Origin of the sequence: Octadecabacter sp. SW4, from assembly GCF_008065155.1 — a bacterium.
Lineage (GTDB): Bacteria > Pseudomonadota > Alphaproteobacteria > Rhodobacterales > Rhodobacteraceae > SW4.
In genome coordinates this window covers 1,040,743-1,059,725 of sequence record NZ_CP042819.1, presented here as the reverse complement: position 1 = coordinate 1,059,725, position 18,983 = coordinate 1,040,743, and the positions used below count along the sequence as shown (strand labels likewise).

The following is an 18,983-nucleotide window of genomic DNA, read 5'->3' as shown; positions in this document are numbered from 1 at the left end:
GCCAGACCGCATTTTACCGCCCCCGCCGCATCAGGATATCGCCGATTTCGCCTTGCGGGCGGGTGCGGGTAAAGGCCAGCAACATGCCCACGGCAATCCCCGACGCGATCACCGAACTGCCGCCGTAGCTGACAAACGGGAGGGTCATGCCCTTGGCGGGCAAAAGACGCACGGCCACGGCCATGTTGATCATCGCCTGCACGCCAAAGATGCAGGCCAGCCCCGTTCCCGCCAGGCGGATGAACGGATCGCGTTCCTTCATCAGCCGCATCAGCGACCGCACGACAATCGTCGTATAAAGCGCGATGATCAGCAGGACGCAGATCAGCCCGTATTCTTCGGCCGCCACGGCGATGATGAAATCCGTGTGCGCATCAGGCAGCGACCATTTCACCTGCCCCTCGCCGACGCCGACGCCGAAAAAGCCGCCCTCGCGGATCGCGTCGGTGGCGTAGCCCAGCTGCGTTCTGGGGTCCAGGTCGGGCGAGAGGAACCCGTCGATACGGCGGGCAAAGTGTTCGGATGTGGCATAGAAAAACATACCCGCAAACACGACCATGCCAGCCAGCACCAACAGCAGCAAAATCGGCGCGCCAGCCACGAAATACATCACACCCCAGGCAAACAGCACAAGCGCGGCCTGTCCGAAATCAGGCTGCATCGCCAGAAATCCGACGATCACAATCACAAGGAAAAACGAATAGGACTTGCCCGGAGGGCCGCCCAATTCCTGTGACGCGGCCATGAACCACGCCGCCACGACCACAAAGCCGGGCTTGAGAAACTCCGATGGCTGGACCGAGGCGAACCCGAGCGAATACCAGCGCACAGCGCCCTTGCCATAGTCGGTGCCAAACACCGGCAAAAGAATCAATGCGACGAATGCCGCCATGAACCCCAGCACCGCCAAGCGCCGCACCAACTGCGGCGACAGCATCGAGGTGATGAACATCGCGATGATGGCAATGCCGCCGAAAAACGCCTGTCTTTGCACGTAATAGAACGGCTCCAGCCCATTTCTGGCGGCCAGGGGCGGCGACGAGGCCAGCCCCAGCAACAGCCCGATCCCGAACAGGACCAGAACACAGGACAGGGTCCAGCGATCAATTGTGCGCCACCAGCGCGGAAGAACAGGATCGCCTGCGCGAACGGGCACTGCCCCGAATACCATCTCGGTCATTTGGATACCGCCAACTTGCCTCAACATCGCCCGTTTGCCGGGTCTGATTGCAACCCTAACGGCAAATGCCCAGCGTTTCCAGAGAAATAAGGTGTAAGGTGCGTTGAAACGCACATTACCATACCTCTTGCGCTTGGGGGCGTTCCAAGGCACCCCACGCGCATGGAATGTGAAACGCTCATTATCGGGGCCGGAGCGGCAGGCATGATGGCCGCCGCCCATGCGGGGCGCGGTGTCGTGGTGATCGATCACGCCAAATCCGCAGGCGAGAAAATCCGTATTTCCGGCGGCGGGCGCTGCAACTTTACCAATATAGGCTGCGGGGCGGCGCATTTCCTATCGCGGAACCCGCATTTCGCCAAATCGGCGCTGACACGCTATAGCCAGTGGGATTTCCTTGATCTGATCGCGCGGCATGCCATTCCGTGGCACGAAAAGACGCTGGGCCAGTTGTTTTGTGATAATTCCGCCAAGGATATCATCGCGATGTTGCAGGCCGAAATGGCCGCGGTAGGCGCGCAGTTGCGACTGCGCACATCGCTGCTGGATCTTGCGAAAACCGACAGCGGGTTTCGCGCCGTGATCAAACAGGACGGCACGCTGCACACCCTGACCCCGCGCCACGTAATCGTTGCCTGCGGCGGTAAATCCATCCCCAAGATGGGCGCGACGGGCCTTGCCTATGATATCGCCCGCCAATTCGGGCTGGCAGTGACGGATACGCGCGCCGCCCTTGTGCCCTTTACCTTTTCCGACAATCCCTTCGCGCCGCTGTCGGGCCTTGCCACACCCGTGCGCGCAAGGGCCGATGGCCCGCCCTTTGACGAGGCGATGTTGTTTACCCATCGCGGGCTATCGGGCCCGGCGATGCTGCAAATCTCGAGCTACTGGACTGACGGCGCGCCGATCAATGTCAACCTGATCCCCGATGGTGCGTTGTTTGACACCCTGCGCGACCAGCGGCAGGTCGCGGGCCGCAAGGCGCTGAAAACAGTGCTGGCCCAGCATCTGCCCGCGCGGCTGGTGGACTACCTTGCCCCGGCCCTGCCCCTTGATGGCAATCTTGCCGATGCAAGTGATGCGCTGCTGCGCGACCTGTGCGACCGGCTGGAAAACTGGGAACTGCGCCCCACCGGCACCGAAGGCTATCGCACCGCCGAAGTGACCCTTGGCGGGGTGGATACCGAAGGGCTGTCATCCCAAACGATGGAGGCCAAGACCGTGCCGGGCCTTTATTTCATTGGCGAAGCTGTGGATGTGACGGGCTGGCTGGGGGGCTATAATTTCCAGTGGGCATGGTCGTCAGGCTGGGCCGTAGGCGTGGCGATTGCGGGCAACAGCAAATAGCCTTTGACTGATTGGCTGGCGACACGGCAGGCCGGATTTCTGCTTTGGGCCCACTTTGATCGATGCTACGGCAAGCGCCAATGGCTTCGATCCACAGGAAAGCCGCGATTGGTTGAAGAACGGATCGCATGTTGTCGCATCGACTGGAATTTCGCGGCGCCGCCAATGCACACCGCACCACCGGCTGGCGCTGCGCGTCCTCTGTCCCGGACCCGTTGACCTTCCGCTCCGCCGACAGAAAAGGCTTGAGCGCACGCCGCCAGATTTGCTGCAAGCCAAACGTTGCGCGCTTGGCCTTGCTCGCCATTTGACCAGCGTCACCGCAGGCGTCGTTCAACTGACCGCTTGACCGGACCCTGACGATCATCTTGACGCAAACCGTTTGAACCTGATGCCCAGGCGCAGGCCGATGCCAACGATCAAGGTCACAAGACCGCCCAGCGCCAAGCTCCATTTGGCGGTCGTCCACTGGTCGGCCGTCAACACCATCGCTGGTGTCAAAGCATCCGGCCCGGTCCGTAACATCTCGGCTATTGCGAAGTTTTCCAGGTAATCCACCACGACAAATGTCAGCGAAAGTGTGCCGATTGCAAGTCCCGAAAAACCGGGGAAAAGCCTGCGATAGGACATGAACAAGACGGCACCCAAGAGGGGAGGGAAAATCATGTCAAGCCAAAGCTGCCACCCGAGGTATAGCGAAACGCCCTCTTCGCCAATTACAACCAAGAAGCGTTGCGCTTCGTCAAAGGAATAGCCTGTGAACCGCATGTCAAGCAGGCGTAATCCCCCGGCCAATTCTTCAATCCGCGGAGCGGTCCAAAAGTTCATCGCAAACCACGCTGCAAGCATGCCGACGAAGACGACCCAGAACATCCGCGGCATCTCGGCCTCCTTTTGTGTCATGCGTCGGCGGGCGTCTCTCTGGCTTCTGGCGGCCGCCGGAAGGGCTGTTGTCACCTAGACTTCCGTGACCAGGTCACCAAACGGGAGTCGTGTCCGCGCGCTGAGCAAGCCTTCTGGTGTGCCGCGCCCCGCACAGACGACCATTGTGACCTCCGCGGTTGACGGCAGCCCCAGTAACGCAGCAATGCCACGTTTATCGACGCCACTCATCGGACAGGATTCGTATCCATGCGCCGCAAGCGACAGCATCAGGTTTTCCGCCGCAAGGGCCGCCTGGATGTGGCCGTAAATGCGGTGGTCCGCCCGTGTGACAGGCTCGTGCACGGTCGGCACACTTTTCCCTCGATACCAAAACATGAGTCGACGTTTGAGGTTGTGAAAGCCGAAGCGATCCGTCTTCATCAGCATCGGAACGATCTTTTCGTAATAGTCGCGGACCGCCCCCTGGAGCGGTTTTTGGCCATTCTCGGTCATGATGTCAGTCAGTTTTTTCAGATGGGATTTCCAAAGATCGACGCGAGAGACGATGACCACCAACTCCCCCGCCGTCGTGGCACCCGGTTGATCAAGACAGAGTTCGGCAAGTCGCGTTTGCTTACCTTTGTCGCGCACCCAGTAGAGCTCATAGCTCTGAAGGTTTGACGCACTGGGCGCCAGGATCGCGTCGCGAAGACAATCGCGCATGGTGCCTTCGGGTATTGGTTCACCGTCGAATTTGCGAATGGCCCGCCGTCCCTGAACGGTCTTCTTGAATCCAGGCAGCGCGGACGTCTCGAATGATGGGTTCGGGCGCTCATCCTTTTGGACAACTACTTTGTCCAGAGCGCCCATTTCACTAAGCGGGTTGGGCCTTCCGGGCATCGACGTTCCTCCATCCTTGGGGGCATTTGATAGTCAAATGATACACCCAACCAAGCAAGGCACATTGATCGGCGTCAACGCTGGAAATCCCGCTATCTGTTAGAATTGACTGATCAAGAAATCCTGATGGAGAAGATTTATGGAGAATTCTGAAGCCTATCGGTCAGCGAAGGAACGTGTTGAAGTCAAGATGGGATTCTACACGCATTTGTCGGTCTATGTTGCCGTCATTCTGTTCCTCGCGGTTATCAATTTCATGACCTCCGCAGGCACAATCTGGTTCCACTGGCCAATGTTTGGCTGGGGTATCGCTGTGGTAATCCATGCCGCGTTTGTCTTTGTGTTTCCAGGTCGGTTCACCGTGACCGAAAAGATGATCGAGAAAGAAATGGGCAAATCCCGAGCGCGTCCTTGACGGTATTCGTCGTCCTGATCGCCTCGCGAATTGGACGGGTCTGATCTTATCAAAGGGGCACATCATGCCCGTCACACAGACAGCAGCATCAAACCCGATCCTTCTTGTAGGCGACCTGACCTATGAAGCGGGTTTGATTGAACAGGGCGTTGTGGCCGGGATGGGCAACAAGGGAACATCGCCTGCCATATTCGAAAAAGTCCGCCGGTTGAAAGAGCCCCTGCCCGGCCTTGTGATCGTGGACTCTCATGACCCGCGCGCCGGGGCGCCCTTTTGCACGCGACGGGCCGCCTGTTTGACATCGATAAGGAAAAGCGATGACTGTGATACACCCAAATCTTGCGCTGCTGGAACAACTCGATCGTCGCAATATGGCGGCATCGGCTCATCTGTTCGCCGAAGACGCCGTCCTTCACTATTTCAATCCAAACCTGCCTGACTTGCAGGGCGACCATGTAGGGCCAGAGGGCATCCGCGCGTTCTTTGCGGCACTTGCCAAGAAGTCGCATGGCACGTTTCGGATTGAGCCGGTGTCGGCGGTGCCCGTCGGCAAGGAGTTGGTCGTCGTTCAGTCCCGAAATTCGCTGACCTTCGATGACCGAACGGTCACGGTCGATGTGGTGGTGGTTTGGCGCATCATGGACGGTCGGATTGTTGAGGTTTGGGACATCGTGCCCAGTCAGCCAACGGAGGTTAAGAATGGCACAGACTAATGACAAGGAATGGGACGCAATCGTAATCGGCTCGGGCATGGGGGGCATGACCGCGGCGGCCGCACTGTCCAAAACGGGCCACAAGGTCTTGCTCCTTGAGCAGTACAAAACCTTGGGCGGTCTCACCCACAGCTTCTCTCGTGAGGGCTTTTCCTGGGACGTCGGCATCCACTATCTTGGCTGTCTTGCCCCAGAGGACCGGGAGCGGGGGATGCTTGATTGGCTGACGCATACACCCATGGAATTCGAACCCCTGGGGGCGGTCTATGACAACTTGCATCTTGGGGATACCCCGCCGCTACGGCTTTCACGCCCGTTCGAGGCCCATGAACGCGACCTCAAGGACCGGTTTCCCGATGAGTCTGAGGCCATCGAAGCCTGGATCGCCGCGCTGCGCGAAGGCCGTGAGATCATGAATACAATCGCTTCGACGCGGGCTTTGCCCGAATTCGCTGGTGACATGATCGATTGGTGGAACCACCGCGCCATCAACAAGTGGTGCAAACGCACGACAAAAGAAGTCGCTGAAAGTCTGACACAAAACCCGGATCTGATCGCGGCATTTACCGCGCAGTGGGGAGATTTCGGCGGCCGCCCCCACAAGGCGAGCTTTGCGATGCACGCATTGATCTCCGGGTCTTATCTGCAAAGCGGTGCCTGGTATCCGGTGGGCGGTGGCAAGGCGTTTGCCGACCACCTGATCCCGACAATTACCGAAAACGGTGGCGAGGCCCGCGCGGGCGTCAGGGTTGAAACGCTGCTGGTGGAGGACGACAAGGTCGTTGGCGTACGCACATCTGATGGGGAAGACATCCGGTCGGACGTTGTCATTTCCAATATCGGTGTGCGCGAGACGATCAATAACCTGCTTCCCTCGGATTGCGGCGCCAAGGACTGGATCGACGAAATCCAGGCCTTGCCCGCCTCGATTGCCCATTTCAGCCTGTTTTTCGGTTTCCAGGGCGACATCGAGAAAGCCGGCGCCACACGGTCAAACCATTGGATTTACCCGACGCGGGAAATCGATGCGGTGTGGGCGGATGCACCCGCAGGCGATCCGCCTGGGTTCTTTGTCTCCTTTGCCTCCTTGAAAGACCCAAGCCACGATCCGGGCCCCAAGCAGAAATATGCGGGCGAAATGGTCTGCTGGACAGACTGGAGCGCGGTCGCCCGGTGGGCGGACCTTCCGTCGGGCCAGCGGGGCAAGGAATACAAAGCTTTCAAAAAGCAGGTCGAGGACAAGATGTTCGCGCTCTTCAAGGCGAACTTTCCCGAGCTGGCGGACCTGGTGGTGTTGCGCGAACTGTCGACACCCTTGGCGACGGCATCGATTACCGGCCACCACGAAGGCCGCTTCTACGGGCTGGATGGGACGCCTGAGCGAGTCTTGAGCGATGCACTGAGGGCAAAAACCCCGATAGAGGGGCTCTATCTTTCGGGGCAAGATGTGGTCAGCCAGGGCATTCAAGGCGCGCTCTGGGGCGGGATCTTGTGCGCCGCGAGCATCGACCCGAGAGTTTTCAAGCAACTGCGCGGTTGAAAACAACCACATCTACCCCGTTACATCGGCGGAAACGGCTTCCCGTCCCGGGTGCTGTTCATTGCCGCTGCGAGGTGCCAGAAAAAGCCGCTTGAGCAAGTATCGCGAACTGGCGCTATGCCCCGCATCTATCCAGTTTGTCAAAAGTGTTTGGAAAGGCAGTGTAATCCCAGATCAGCCGTCCGTGGATCGCGCGAATGCGGCTGGAGAGCCCTGCTCATTTGTCAGAGTGTGGCAAAGGTCAGTCGTGTCTCGCACTCTTGCCTGCGTTCTTCGAAAGCCTGCGCCTCGGATTTCAGCCAAGCGACCGCCCTTGGCAGCGGGTCCGCCGCTTGACTACGTTTGACCAAGAGGTAGTCGTCCCGGCCTTCAAGGACGGGCCCCGGCACACGGAGAAGACGACCGTCGGCGAGGTGTGTTTCTGCGCTGATGTTGTCCCCGACCGCTACGCCAGGCCCCTGCGCCGCAGCTTCAATGGGTAGACCGCAACGATGAAAGGCGAGGTGGCGCGCACTGTCCGGGTAGGGCAGTGATGCGGCGTTGAGCAGCGTGCGCCACCAGACATCATCGCGGTCATGCGGCAATCTGTGATCCGACGCTTCGGCAAGGCTGTCATGTTCAGGTTCGGCGACGCGACAGCGAAGACCCTTGGCCTTTAGAGCACTTGGCGCTTGTAACCCTGGAAATCCATTGCGCCCATAGGACTGCAATATCAGTATCTGCTGGCAGGCGGCGCGGAATGTCCGCGTGCCTGCCCAACTTGCGGTGGACAGCCAGGTTAGCGATCACCGCCGAAGTGACCCTTGGCGGGGTTGATACCGATGGGCTGTCATCCCAAACGATGGAGGCCAAGACCGTGCCGGGCCTTTATTTCATTGGCGAAGCTGTGGATGTAACGGGCCGGCTGGGGGGCTATAATTTCCAGTGGGCATGGTCGTCAGGCTGGGCCGCAGGCGTGGCGATTGCGGGCCGAACAGGCAACCGCACGTAATCGTTTCTTGTTCACCCGTTTTCGCTGTCGGTGAACGTCGGCATTGAGCCCATTGCGACAGATGCTGCTCAGTGCATGAATGTCCACTCCAGCGATCATGGCTGACGAAACTTCTTAACCTGATTTGGCTTCAAGTCAGAATGAATCTGAAAGCAAAGCTCACATCGACATGAAGGTTTCAGAGTTTCCTGTCCCATAGGAGCCGTTTGCCTATACTTCCGGCAAACGCTTGGATGGTTCTGCTATAAATGGGATTTGCCAATACAACAGTAGTAATCAGCGATAACGGCACAACGAGGGCGGACCGCCAATGGAGCGAGAGGGGCCCATATCTCGTAATCGCTTCTTGAAAGATCAAAACGAAAAATCCATGAATCACGAATATGGCCAGGCTATTCTGGCCGATTGTTGACAAAAAGCCTCGTTTGGTTGGAATACAGGCAAGGAAGGCTATCAAGCTTGCGAAACTGGCGATCAGTAGAGCTGCTCTGGTGAGCGTTCCAAACAAGGTATCAACCCCTAGGCGCGCGTATGTGAACGAACCGTAGAGCCATCCCTTTTCCAAGCCCCACAATTTAATAGTCACAGCTGCCACACCCAAGAACGCGACGGCCAAATACCATCGGGTTGAAAGGATTTGTGAAACTGTAATAGCACGCTGCCCGTAAAGAATGCCGCCAACAAAGAATGGCAAAAAGGTCAGAGTTCGCATGATACTAAATTGGTAGCCGTCGCCGGGGTAAAACCCACCGATGATTGCGACTGCAATCGACATGACAAACGCGTATCTCACCGTGACAATCAGTGGGGTCAACAATGTCCAAAATATGAGGGATAGTAGAAACCACAAAACCCAATATGGCTGGAACAGGCCCACCACCCTTTCACCGTTGATGATGCTAATTGGGACCACATAGGCCAACTGAAACATCACGAGTATAATACCGAATTTTAGAACGCGCGTCCGATGCCCCTCTTGTTTGGTGGTCATCCCTACCAAAAAGATGAACGCAGGCATATGAAACATATAAATTGCCGTAAGAAACAAGCTGAGATACCGGTCCCCCCAGCCATTGATCGCCTCTAGGTAATGCCCGAGCACAACTAATAAAATGAGCACGCCTTTGGCATTGTCTATTCTAGGGTCTCGCATGTAGGTGCCTAACTCGCCGCAAAGTGAAGCAGCTACATTTTTATATGAATTTTCCGTCGTGGGGTTCGCACGTGTTGCCTTCTGGTGGCTCTCAGTCGACTGCTTCGTTTTGGAAAACACCCCGTCGATACGACCCGCAAATTTTGACCAGTAGGTGCTCGGATTGTCCGTAAAGGCAACACCAAATCTAAACTGACCTTGGCGGAAGTGTAGCACACGGCCGCTTCGTCCCTCAAAGCAGACGAAGCGCTGAATCGTCTGGCTACTCCCCCAACGCTGCGCGCACCTGTGCGATGAAGTCATCGCCGCGTTTTTCGAAGCTGTCGTATTGATCAAAACTTGCCGCGGCGGGGGCCAGCAGCACGGTGTCGCCGTCCTGCGCTTCGGCCACGGCGCGGGTCACGGCTGTGCTCATATCGCCGCAAACCTCGGCCTCGACTCCACGCAGTTGCAGGGCAAAACCGGCTGCCTCGCGGCCGATCACATAGGCTTTGACGACCGACCCCACATGCGGCAACAGCCCGTCCAGCCCGCCTTCCTTTTCCAGACCACCGCAAATCCAGCGGATATTCTTGAACGCCTGCAAGGCCTTGGCGGCACTGTCCACATTCGTGGCCTTGCTGTCGTTCACATAGGCCACGCCGCCCTGTTCGGCGACGCGTTGGCTGCGGTGGGGCAAGCCGCCAAAGCTGTGCAGCGCGCTTTCAATCAGTTTTGGCCCAAGCCCCAGCGTGCGACAGGCCGCGTAGGCGGCGCAGGCATTCTGATGGTTGTGTGCGCCGGGCAGGCCGGTGATATCGCGCAGGTCAATCGCGCCGACCTGACGGCCCTTGCGCCATTCAGCCAGAAACCCCTTGCGTGCAAAGACGTTCCAGCCGCTTCCCGACAATTTTTGCCCCGATGAGATGCGGATCACCCGATCATCCCCTGCCCCTTCGGAAAGTTGGTTGGCCAGATAGCCGCCCTCGGGTTCGTCCACGCCGATCACCGCGCGATCCGGCCCGCCTTCGGCAAACAAGCGGCGTTTGGCGGCAAAATACCCCCCCGGCCCTGCGTGGCGGTCCAGATGATCCGGCGACAGGTTGGTGAACACGGCCACATCCGGTGTCAGGGCGCGGGCCAGATCGGTCTGATAGCTGGACAGCTCCAGCACGATCACCTCGCCGTCATGGGCAGGGTCGATATCAAGCACGCCGCGGCCGATATTGCCAGCGAGTTGCGCAGGGCGGCCCGCCTCGCTCAGGATGTGGTGGATCAGGGCCGAGGTGGTCGATTTGCCATTGCTGCCGGTGATGGCGATGACCTGTGGCGTGCGCTCGAAATTGTCCCACTCCTGCGTGGCAAAGCTGCGGAAAAAGAGGCCGATATCATTGTCGACCGGCACACCGGCGGCCCAGGCAGCGGCGATGGCAGGATGCGGGGCGGGATAAAGATGGGGGATGCCGGGGCTGGTGATCAGCGCGGCGACGTCGTCAAGCGCGCCATGTTTGGTCAGGTCGGCAACGGTGAACCCTTCGCCCGCGGCCGTGTCGCGCGCCTGCTGGCCATCGTCCCAGACAATCGGCCTGGCGCCCCCGGCGGCAAGCGCGCGCGCCGTGGCAAGGCCCGAACGGCCAAGGCCCAGAACTGCCACGGTCTGGCCTGAATACCCCTGCACTGGAATCATCTGAAGCGCCCCTTGATGTCAGCGGGCAGAGTGCCGTTCTTGGGCCCGCGGCGCAAGGCGGCAAGCGGGTTGAAATGGGCCGCGCACGCAAGCAAGGCCGCAGGCCGCCGCGCACCCTGGCGGTGGAATTGCCGGACAAGCCCCCGCAAGATGCGGTATCAACCCACGCCCCTAGCGCACCTTCAGCGTGGCCAGTCCGACCATCGCCAGAATAAGCGCGATGATCCAGAAACGGATCACGATCTGCGGTTCGGCCCAGCCCTTTTTCTCGTAGTGATGATGGATCGGCGCCATCAAGAACACACGCTTGCCGGTCCATTTGAAATAAAAGACCTGGATGATGACAGACAATGCCTCGACCACGAACAGACCGCCAACGATCGCCAGAACGATCTCGTGTTTCGCGGCCACGGCGATAGCACCCAATGCGCCCCCCAAGGCCAGCGAACCAGTATCGCCCATGAACACGGCGGCAGGCGGCGCGTTATACCACAGGAACCCCAGCCCGCCACCGATCAACCCGGCGGTAAAGATCAGCAACTCGCCAGTGCCCGGAACATAATGCAGACCCAGATCGTCGGTGAAATCGACGCGTCCGACCACATAGGCGATCACGCCCAGGGTGGCGGCAGCGATCATCACCGGCATGATCGCAAGACCGTCCAGACCATCGGTCAGGTTCACGGCATTGGCCGCACCGACGATCACGATAATCGAAAACGGCACGAACAGGATGCCAAGGTTCAGCAGCAAGTCCTTGAATACCGGAAAGGCGAGCTGATTGGCCAGCCCGGCGGGGTGATACTGCGCCGCCCAATACCCGGCCACCCCTGCGATCACGAAACCCAGCAAAAGCCGCACCCGCCCCGATACGCCGGCCGTGGTTTGCTTGGACACCTTTGCGTAATCATCGGCAAAACCGATCATCGCGAATGACATGGTCACAAACAGCACCATCCACATGAATGGGTTGTCCCAGCGCGCCCATAGCAAGGTCGCGCTCAGCACTGCCCCCACGATCAACAAACCGCCCATCGTCGGTGTGCCCGCCTTGACGAAGTGCCCTTCGGGGCCATCGTCGCGGATCGGCTGGCCCTTGCCCTGACGGCGGCGCAGCACATTGATCAGGGGCGGCCCAAACACGAAGCCAAACAGCAACGCGGTGATAAAGGCACCCCCCGCGCGAAAGGTGATATAACTGAAGAGGTTGAAAAAATCGCCCCCGTCGGACAGGGCGGTTAGCCAATAAAACATATGCTCAGACCTCTTTTTCGTTACGGGGTGTGCGATGCCCCAGTTTGCGGATGGCGTCAACGACCAGACTGATCTTACTGCCCTTTGATCCTTTGACGAGGACCACATCGCCCGCGTCCACCAACCCTTTTGCCATCTCGGCCAGTTCCGCCGCCGTGTCGCACCACCGCCCGCGCTTGCCCTCGGGCAGCGCATCGTGAAGGTGGCGCATCCGTGGACCGGCACAATGGATCAGATCGACCTGTGCAAGCGCTGGATCGTCAACCAATGCGGCATGCATCGCCATCTCGTCCGGCCCAAGTTCCAGCATGTCGCCAAGCACCGCAATCCGCCGCCCCTTGATAATTTGTCCAACGTTATCAACAGGGACAGAGGCGGCGAGAACTTCAAGCGCCGCGGCCATAGATGTAGGATTGGCGTTAAAAGCATCGTCAAACAGCGCCAACGTGTCGTCGGTGCTGGCTGGATCAAGCGTGACCGTTTCCAGCGTGCCGCGCCCTGCGGGTGGTGCCCATGAGGCGATATCCATCGCCGCCGCGACCGGATCAGCGCCCAGGGCTTCGGCGACGGCCAGAACGCCCAGCCCGTTCATCGCGAAATGGCGGCCTGCCGTGGTCAGCTTGAACAGGAACGCATCGCCATGCGCCTCGGCCTGGACGACGGTGCTTCCGGCGGCAAGGCGGACCTGTTTCATGTGCCAGTCAGGGGCCATTTGCCCGAAACGGATCACCTTGGCCCCGCGTTTGGCGGCGTAATGAAGCAAGATCGGCGCGGTGTCGATATCGGCGTTCAGCACGGCAACCCCATCGGCGACCAAGCCATCCATGATCGCGGCTTTTTCGCGCGCGATCCCTTCGATACTATCAAAAGCCTCGAGATGGGCGGCGGCAACGGTTGTGATCATCGCGACATGCGGGCGGGCCATCCGCGCAAGCGGGGATATTTCGCCCGGGTTGCTCATCCCGATTTCGATCACCGCGAATTGCGTGTCCTGCGGCATTCGCGCCAGTGTCAGCGGCACGCCCCAATGGTTGTTGTAGCTTGCCTCGGCGGCGTGGGTTTTTCCCTGCCGCTCCAATACGATGCGAAGCATTTCCTTGGTCGATGTCTTGCCGACCGATCCGGTGATCGCGGCGACTTTGGCGCCTGTGCGTGCGCGTGCCGCAACACCCAAGCCCACGAGGGCCGTCAGCACGTCAGGGACGATCAGCAGCGGCGCGTCGCTGGCAACACCATCGGGGCGATGCGTCACAAGGGCGGCGGCGGCCCCTTTTTCCAGCGCAGTTGCAACAAAATCATGGCCGTCTCGCACATCCCTAAGCGCCACGAACAAATCACCGGGCTGAAGGGTGCGCGTGTCGATGGATACGCCGCTCGCCTGCCAATCGCGGATCAGTTTGCCGCCCGTGGCAGCCACAGCTTCGCGCGATGTCCAAAGCGCCATCAGATTCTCCCGTCCAGGGCAGCCACGGCCACGCTGGCCTGTTCGGCATCATCAAAGGGCAGCACATCGTCACCGACGATCTGCCCGCTTTCGTGGCCCTTGCCCGCGATCAACAGCGCATCACCGGGTTGCAATGCATCGACGCCGCGCAGGATCGCTTCGGCGCGGTCGCCCACCTCGATCGCATCGGGACAGCCAAGCATCACGGCCGCACGGATCGTCGCGGGATCTTCCGAGCGGGGATTGTCATCGGTGACAAAGACCACATCGGCGTTCTCAGCCGCAGCCTGCCCCATCAAGGGGCGTTTGGTGGCATCTCGGTCCCCACCCGCACCGACGATGGCAATCAGGCGCCCCATCACATGCGGGCGCATCGCCTGCAGGGCGGTGGAAATAGCATCGGGCGTATGTGCGTAATCGACAAAAACGGACGCACCATTGTCGCGGGTTGCGGCCAGTTGCATGCGACCGCGCACAGTGCTCAGGTGCGGCAGGGTGTCGAACACTTCGGCCGGGTCGCCACCTGCGGCAATCACCAGTCCGGCGGCCAATAGCACGTTGTCAGCCTGAAAGTCGCCAATCAGGTTCAGACGGGTCACATGGGTGCGGCCCTGCCAGTCAAAGCGCACTTCCTGCCCGGTGGCGTCCATGCGCTGGCCCAACAGGCGCAGGCGGGCATCGGCGGATCGGCCAACGCCGATCACCTCTTGCCCGCGTTCTTCGGCGATTTGCGCGACAAGCGGCCCCTTGGGGTCGTCAAGGTTGATCACGGCCACGCCATCGTCAGGCAAAATGCGCGTGAACAGCCCCATCTTGGCGTCAAAATAGGCCTCGAATGTGTGGTGATAATCAAGGTGGTCCTGGGTGAAATTGGTGAAACCGGCAGCGGCCAGCACCACCCCGTCCAGACGGCGTTGTTCCAAACCGTGGCTTGAGGCTTCCATCGCCACATGGGTCACGCCCGCGCCGCTGGCCTGCGCCATGACCCGGTGCAGGGTGATCGGTTCCGGCGTGGTATGTTTCAGCGGATGGGTCCAGGCACCTTCGACGCCCGTGGTGCCAAGATTAACGGCCATCAACCCCATCTCCACCCAGATCTGGCGGGCGAATGTGCTAACGGATGTCTTGCCGTTCGTGCCCGTCACGGCGATCACGGTGTCGGGATGCGGCCCAAACCACAGCGACGCGGTTTGCGCCAACGCCTGGCGCGGGTCCTGAGCGACGATCAGGGCGGCGTCACTATTGGCCAGTTCGGCCGCGGCAATCTCGGCACCCTGCGCATCCGTAAGGATCGCGCCCGCCCCCATCTGCAAGGCAAACTTGATGAATTCACCGCCGTGGACCCGCGCACCGGGAAGGGCCGCGAACAAGACGCCGGTCCGCACCTCGCGGCTATCGACGGTCAGTCCGGTGATCTGCGCCTCGCGCCCGGCGCGCGCAGTCAGGCCCAACGCGGCCAGCGATGATGTCTTGTGATCCGGTGCCGCGCGATTGCCCATGTGTTCCCACCCTAGTTCGCGGTGAGTGTTACACCTACCGGCGAGGCGGTTTCAACGTCTGGTCGCATCCCCAGCAGCGGGGCGACGCGACGGATCATTTCCGCAGCCACGGGAACGGCTGTCCAACCGGCGGTGCGCCGCGTCTCGCCCAGCGCATCAATCGAGGGTTCGTCGAGCATCACGATCAGCACATATTGCGGATCTGCGGCGGGAAAGACGGATGCAAACGTCGCGATGACCTTGTCGTCGTAATAGCCGCCCCCCCGCTCCAGCGGTTTGTCAGCCGTGCCGGTCTTGCCACCCACCTGGTAGCCTGCGACATCGCCAAATGACGCGGTGCCACGCGTCACGACCCCGCGCAGCATATCAACGGCCTGGCGCGACACGCTTTCGCTGATCACACGCGGGCCGATTTGTGGCCTGTCCTGACGCAACAAGGTCGGGCGCACCAGCGTCCCGCCATTGACGATGGTGGAATAGGCGGCGGCCAGATTCATCGGCGACGTGGACAGCCCGTGACCATAGGAAATCGTCATCGTTGACAGTTCCGACCAGTTGGGCGGCGTGAGCGGCCTGCCGGTGCGGGCTTCCGAGAGTTCAAGAGGCGTGGCGTCCATCAGGCCAAGGCTGCGCAGGAATGGCTCCTGGCGTTCGCCACCGACCATCATGGCGATGCGCGCTGTGCCGATATTTGACGATTTCACGATCACATCTGTGGCGGATAGTTGCGCCCCGTAATTGCTGAAATCGCGGATGCTAAAGCGGCCCCATCTGAGCGGGCCACGCGTGTCGATCATCGTCGCTGGGTCGATCAGATCCAGCTCAAGGGCCTGGGCGATGGCGAATATCTTGAAGACGGAACCAAGTTCGTAGACCCCCTGCACCGCGCGGTTGAACAGCGGGCTGTCAGACTGATTTCCTTCCAGCAAGACGCGCGGGCGGTTGTTTGGATCGAAATCGGGCAGCGAAACCAGGCTGATCACCTCGCCCGTGCGAACGTCCATCAACACCGAGGTCGCGCCTTTGGCGTTCATCAACATCATGCCGCCTTGCAAGACCCGTTCACTTGCGGCCTGCACGGTCAGGTCGATCGACAGTTCCAGCGGGGCGCCTTCGTTGGCTGGATCGCGCAGGAATTCGTCAAAGGTGCGTTCGACACCGGCCACGCCGATCACCTCGGCGGAGTGGACACCTTCGCGCCCGTAAGAGGCCCCGCCCAGAATATGGGCGGCGACCGATCCGTTGGGATAAAGCCGCATTTCGCGCGGGCCAAACAGCAACCCGGGATCTCCGATATCGTGCACCGCCTGCATCTGTTCGGGACTGACCTGGCGACGAACCCACACGAAACGGCGCCCGCTTGTAAAATCCTTGAGCAGGGTTTCGCCGTCCAGATCGGGAAAGATCGCGGCCAGTTCAATGGCGGCGCGTGCAGGATCGACCATGTCGGGAACCTGCGCATATACCGAATAGGTCGCCAGGTTTGTCGCAAGTATGCGGCCATTTCTGTCAACAATATCAGCGCGCTGACCAATAATCGGGTTGCCGTTTACGGCGGTGCGGGGTTCTTCGGGCACCGAGGAGGCAAGCGCGCCCATGCGCAGACCCACCACCAGAAAGGCGCAGAAAAACAACACGCCCATCACCAGCAGGCGTCCCTCGGCACGGGTGCGGGCGCGGTCGCGCATGGCCTCGTGGCGCAGGCGCAGGTTTTCGGCCTCGATCGCGGCGGGATTTTCCCCGTTGGCGCGGGCCTTGAGAATACGGGCAAGCGGGCGCAGTGGTGTGCGGATCATTCGATGTCTCCCGGGGCATTGTCGCTGCTGACTTCAATCGGGTCGATAATCGGGCCAAGCGGCAAGGCCGGATATGCGATCTGTTCGATCCGCCCAAAGGCATCGGGCATCAGGGGCAAGAGGCCCAGCCGGTCAAAGTTAAGTTCGGTGAGATCGCGCAGACGGTCGGGGCGGTTCAGATAGGCCCATTCCGCGCGCAAGACGTTCAACCTTTCGTAGGCTGCGCCGATATCAGTATTCAGGTCGCGCACCTCGCGCAGGCTTTGCTGGGTGCGGTAGTTTTCCTGATAGGCCCAAAAGGCCAGCCCCATCACACCCAGAATGGAACACACAAACAGAAATCCACGCATCAGCCTTCCCCCTTCAACATTGGCATCCCCAGATCAGACCGATCAACCACGCCTGCGGGGGCATCGTTGCGGCGTGCAATACGCAGCTTTGCCGATCGCGCGCGCGGGTTTTCCGCCAGTTCCTGATCGTCGGGCCCGATGGCCTTGCGGTTGATCACCTCGAAAGCCGGGGCTTCGCGTTCGACGACGGGGGCGTAACGATTGGCGTTGCCACCCCCGCCAGAACGGGCCTGAAGAAACCGTTTCACCATGCGGTCCTCGACGCTGTGAAAGGTCACGACGGCCAAAAGGCCACCGGCGCGCAGGGCACGCTCGGCAGCCATCAAACCTTCGGCCAACTCGCCATACTCGTTATTCACGGCAATCCGCAGCGCCTGAAAGCTGCGGGTCGCGGGGTGGCTTTGGCCCGGTTTGGCGCGGGGCAAGCAGCCCTCCACCAGGCGGGCCAGTTTGCCGGTCGTGGTGATCGGTGCCTCGTTGCGGGCGCGGACAAAGGCGGCCGCGATCCGTCGGCTGGCGCGTTCTTCGCCATAACGGAACAGGATATCGGCGATATCGTCCTCGGCATAGGTGTTGACGATATCGGCGGCACTTGGCCCCTCTTGCGACATGCGCATGTCCAGCGGGCCGTCCTTCATGAAGGAAAAGCCGCGTTCGGCCAGATCAAGCTGCATCGAGCTGACCCCAAGATCGAGCACCACACCATCAAGGTCGTGGCCGTATTCATCCAGTTTCGAAAAGGTGCCCTGCACCATCTCAAGCCGGTCGCCGTATTGGCCCGCCCAAGGCGCGGCCATGTCAAAGGCAAGCGGATCACGGTCCACCGCAATGACCTTGTCCGCGCCATTGTCCAACAATGCGCGGGTGTAGCCGCCGGCACCGAACGTGCCATCCAGCCACACACCCGACAAGGGCGAGACGGCCTTGATAATCGGGCGCAACAGCACGGGGATGTGGGGGGTGACGGTGGCAGCCGACATCATCATTCTCCGTCCGGCCCGTCTATGAGGCTGAGCGGATCAAAATCATCAGGCAATTCCGCCAGCCAGGCATCGGTTTCAGCGTTTTCGATCGCTTCGTAGGTGGCGGCGTTCCAGATTTCGAAATATTCGCCCATCGCGACCATGACAGCCTCGCCCTCCAGCCCGATTTGCTGGCGCAGGCGCTGGGGCAAGACGATGCGCCCGTCTTTATCAACCTCTGTGTCCCATGATTTGCCAAGCAACATCCGGCTGGCCTGCTTGCGTTTGATGCTGCCGCGGGGAAGCTTGCGAATACCCTCTTCGATCTGGGCCATCGCATCGATGGTATAGGCTTGCAGGCAGTTTTTCAGGTGTGGACCATGCAAAACGACCATGCGGGGATTGGGGGCTTCGGGGCAACGCGGGTCGCCATCGGTGAGCACAGCGCGAAAATCGGCCGGGATCGACATGCGCCCCTTGCCGTCAACCTTCTGGTTGAATTCGCCTCTGAAACTCAGAACCACTGTCCCGCGGCCTCGCTACTTTCCCCCGAAAAACTCTGTTTGAAAAGGAAACGGCGGATTGATCTGCTGCCACTGATCAATCCGCCGCCCTCGTCCCGCTGCCGGGATGTCCAGCTGCGCGCGCCACCTGGGGGGATGTCTGCTCGCTCGCGCGCCGGATCTCTTTGTTCGGTATATGGGTGCCTGTATGAAACCTGACCTTGCGGTCGGTGGGGTCGTTTGGTGCCCCGTATTGTCTGCCCGTCTACCGTAGGAAGTTTGTGACATGGGAAATCATGGGAAGCAAAGGTTTTTTTGAAAAATTTGGTCCACATGTTGTTTTTAGGCCCCTCTCAACACAACAACTAGTAGATGAATATCAGCCTTTAACACGAATTGTGGCGGT

Annotated in this window: 17 protein-coding genes and 1 pseudogene; 5 read left to right on the top strand and 13 right to left on the bottom strand. The window is 60.1% G+C overall.

The features are described 5' to 3' along the window. Positions 1-13: 13 nt before the first annotated feature. Positions 14-1,180: a putative lipid II flippase FtsW gene (gene ftsW, locus FTO60_RS05315; protein ID WP_148054991.1), complete on the bottom strand. Its 1,167-nt coding sequence runs from the start codon at positions 1,178-1,180 to the stop codon at positions 14-16. 162 nt (positions 1,181-1,342) lie between these two features. Here ftsW and FTO60_RS05310 point away from each other — a divergent pair, with 162 nt between their 5' ends. Then, positions 1,343-2,527, top strand: coding sequence for an NAD(P)/FAD-dependent oxidoreductase (locus tag FTO60_RS05310; protein ID WP_148054990.1), 1,185 nt, complete (start codon positions 1,343-1,345; stop codon positions 2,525-2,527). 363 nt (positions 2,528-2,890) lie between these two features. Here FTO60_RS05310 and FTO60_RS05305 read toward each other — a convergent pair whose 3' ends face one another. Further along, on the bottom strand, positions 2,891-3,430 hold the full coding sequence (locus FTO60_RS05305; RefSeq protein ID WP_148054989.1) for a hypothetical protein: 540 nt from the start codon (positions 3,428-3,430) through the stop codon (positions 2,891-2,893). A gap of 54 nt (positions 3,431-3,484) precedes the next feature. After that, positions 3,485-4,261 (bottom strand): nitroreductase family protein, encoded by a 777-nt coding sequence (locus tag FTO60_RS05300; protein ID WP_172623807.1) that lies wholly within the window; start codon positions 4,259-4,261, stop codon positions 3,485-3,487. A 169-nt stretch (positions 4,262-4,430) separates the two neighbouring features. On the opposite strand from FTO60_RS05300, the gene FTO60_RS05295 reads away from it, so the two are divergent. From FTO60_RS05295 to FTO60_RS05285, 3 genes are all read left to right on the top strand, one after another. After that, complete coding sequence (locus FTO60_RS05295; protein WP_148054987.1) at positions 4,431-4,706, top strand: 2TM domain-containing protein; 276 nt, start codon at positions 4,431-4,433, stop codon at positions 4,704-4,706. 317 nt (positions 4,707-5,023) lie between these two features. After that, complete coding sequence (locus FTO60_RS05290; RefSeq protein ID WP_148054986.1) at positions 5,024-5,419, top strand: nuclear transport factor 2 family protein; 396 nt, start codon at positions 5,024-5,026, stop codon at positions 5,417-5,419. After that, on the top strand, positions 5,322-6,959 hold the full coding sequence (locus FTO60_RS05285) for an NAD(P)/FAD-dependent oxidoreductase (protein WP_254696895.1): 1,638 nt from the start codon (positions 5,322-5,324) through the stop codon (positions 6,957-6,959). Before FTO60_RS05290 ends, FTO60_RS05285 begins: the two co-directional genes overlap by 98 nt. Before the next feature lie 224 nt (positions 6,960-7,183). On the opposite strand, the gene FTO60_RS05280 is transcribed toward FTO60_RS05285, so the two are convergent. Then, complete coding sequence (locus FTO60_RS05280) at positions 7,184-7,543, bottom strand: hypothetical protein (protein ID WP_148054985.1); 360 nt, start codon at positions 7,541-7,543, stop codon at positions 7,184-7,186. 203 nt (positions 7,544-7,746) lie between these two features. On the opposite strand from FTO60_RS05280, the pseudogene FTO60_RS05275 reads away from it, so the two are divergent. Then, a pseudogene (locus FTO60_RS05275) lies at positions 7,747-7,950 on the top strand (NAD(P)/FAD-dependent oxidoreductase); the annotation flags it as partial. Between the two features lie 178 nt (positions 7,951-8,128). Here the strand turns inward: FTO60_RS05275 and FTO60_RS05270 are convergent. The 9 genes from FTO60_RS05270 to mraZ form a co-directional block, all read right to left on the bottom strand. Continuing rightward, positions 8,129-9,406 (bottom strand): acyltransferase family protein, encoded by a 1,278-nt coding sequence (locus FTO60_RS05270; RefSeq protein WP_148054984.1) that lies wholly within the window; start codon positions 9,404-9,406, stop codon positions 8,129-8,131. After that, the gene (gene murD / locus FTO60_RS05265) at positions 9,366-10,769 is read right to left on the bottom strand and encodes a UDP-N-acetylmuramoyl-L-alanine--D-glutamate ligase (RefSeq protein WP_148054983.1); all 1,404 of its coding nucleotides are present in this window, start codon (positions 10,767-10,769) and stop codon (positions 9,366-9,368) included. The genes FTO60_RS05270 and murD overlap by 41 nt, the downstream gene beginning before the upstream one ends. A gap of 171 nt (positions 10,770-10,940) precedes the next feature. After that, on the bottom strand, positions 10,941-12,023 hold the full coding sequence (mraY, locus tag FTO60_RS05260; protein ID WP_148054982.1) for a phospho-N-acetylmuramoyl-pentapeptide-transferase: 1,083 nt from the start codon (positions 12,021-12,023) through the stop codon (positions 10,941-10,943). A gap of 4 nt (positions 12,024-12,027) precedes the next feature. Next, the gene (gene murF / locus FTO60_RS05255; RefSeq protein ID WP_148054981.1) at positions 12,028-13,467 is read right to left on the bottom strand and encodes a UDP-N-acetylmuramoyl-tripeptide--D-alanyl-D-alanine ligase; all 1,440 of its coding nucleotides are present in this window, start codon (positions 13,465-13,467) and stop codon (positions 12,028-12,030) included. Continuing rightward, positions 13,467-14,966 carry a UDP-N-acetylmuramoyl-L-alanyl-D-glutamate--2,6-diaminopimelate ligase gene (locus FTO60_RS05250; protein WP_148054980.1) on the bottom strand — a complete coding sequence of 500 codons (1,500 nt, stop codon included), beginning with the start codon at positions 14,964-14,966 and terminating at the stop codon, positions 13,467-13,469. Before FTO60_RS05250 ends, murF begins: the two co-directional genes overlap by 1 nt. Before the next feature lie 11 nt (positions 14,967-14,977). Continuing rightward, on the bottom strand, positions 14,978-16,762 hold the full coding sequence (locus FTO60_RS05245; protein WP_148054979.1) for a penicillin-binding protein 2: 1,785 nt from the start codon (positions 16,760-16,762) through the stop codon (positions 14,978-14,980). Then, entirely contained in the window at positions 16,759-17,112 is a 354-nt protein-coding gene (locus FTO60_RS05240; RefSeq protein WP_148054978.1) for a cell division protein FtsL, read from the bottom strand. Before FTO60_RS05240 ends, FTO60_RS05245 begins: the two co-directional genes overlap by 4 nt. After that, a complete protein-coding gene (gene rsmH / locus FTO60_RS05235) occupies positions 17,112-18,098 on the bottom strand; it encodes a 16S rRNA (cytosine(1402)-N(4))-methyltransferase RsmH (RefSeq protein WP_172623806.1) in 987 nt (328 codons plus the stop codon). The genes FTO60_RS05240 and rsmH overlap by 1 nt, the downstream gene beginning before the upstream one ends. Next, positions 18,095-18,598 carry a division/cell wall cluster transcriptional repressor MraZ gene (mraZ, locus tag FTO60_RS05230; protein ID WP_148054977.1) on the bottom strand — a complete coding sequence of 168 codons (504 nt, stop codon included), beginning with the start codon at positions 18,596-18,598 and terminating at the stop codon, positions 18,095-18,097. The genes rsmH and mraZ overlap by 4 nt, the downstream gene beginning before the upstream one ends. Between the last annotated feature and the right edge of the window lie 385 nt (positions 18,599-18,983).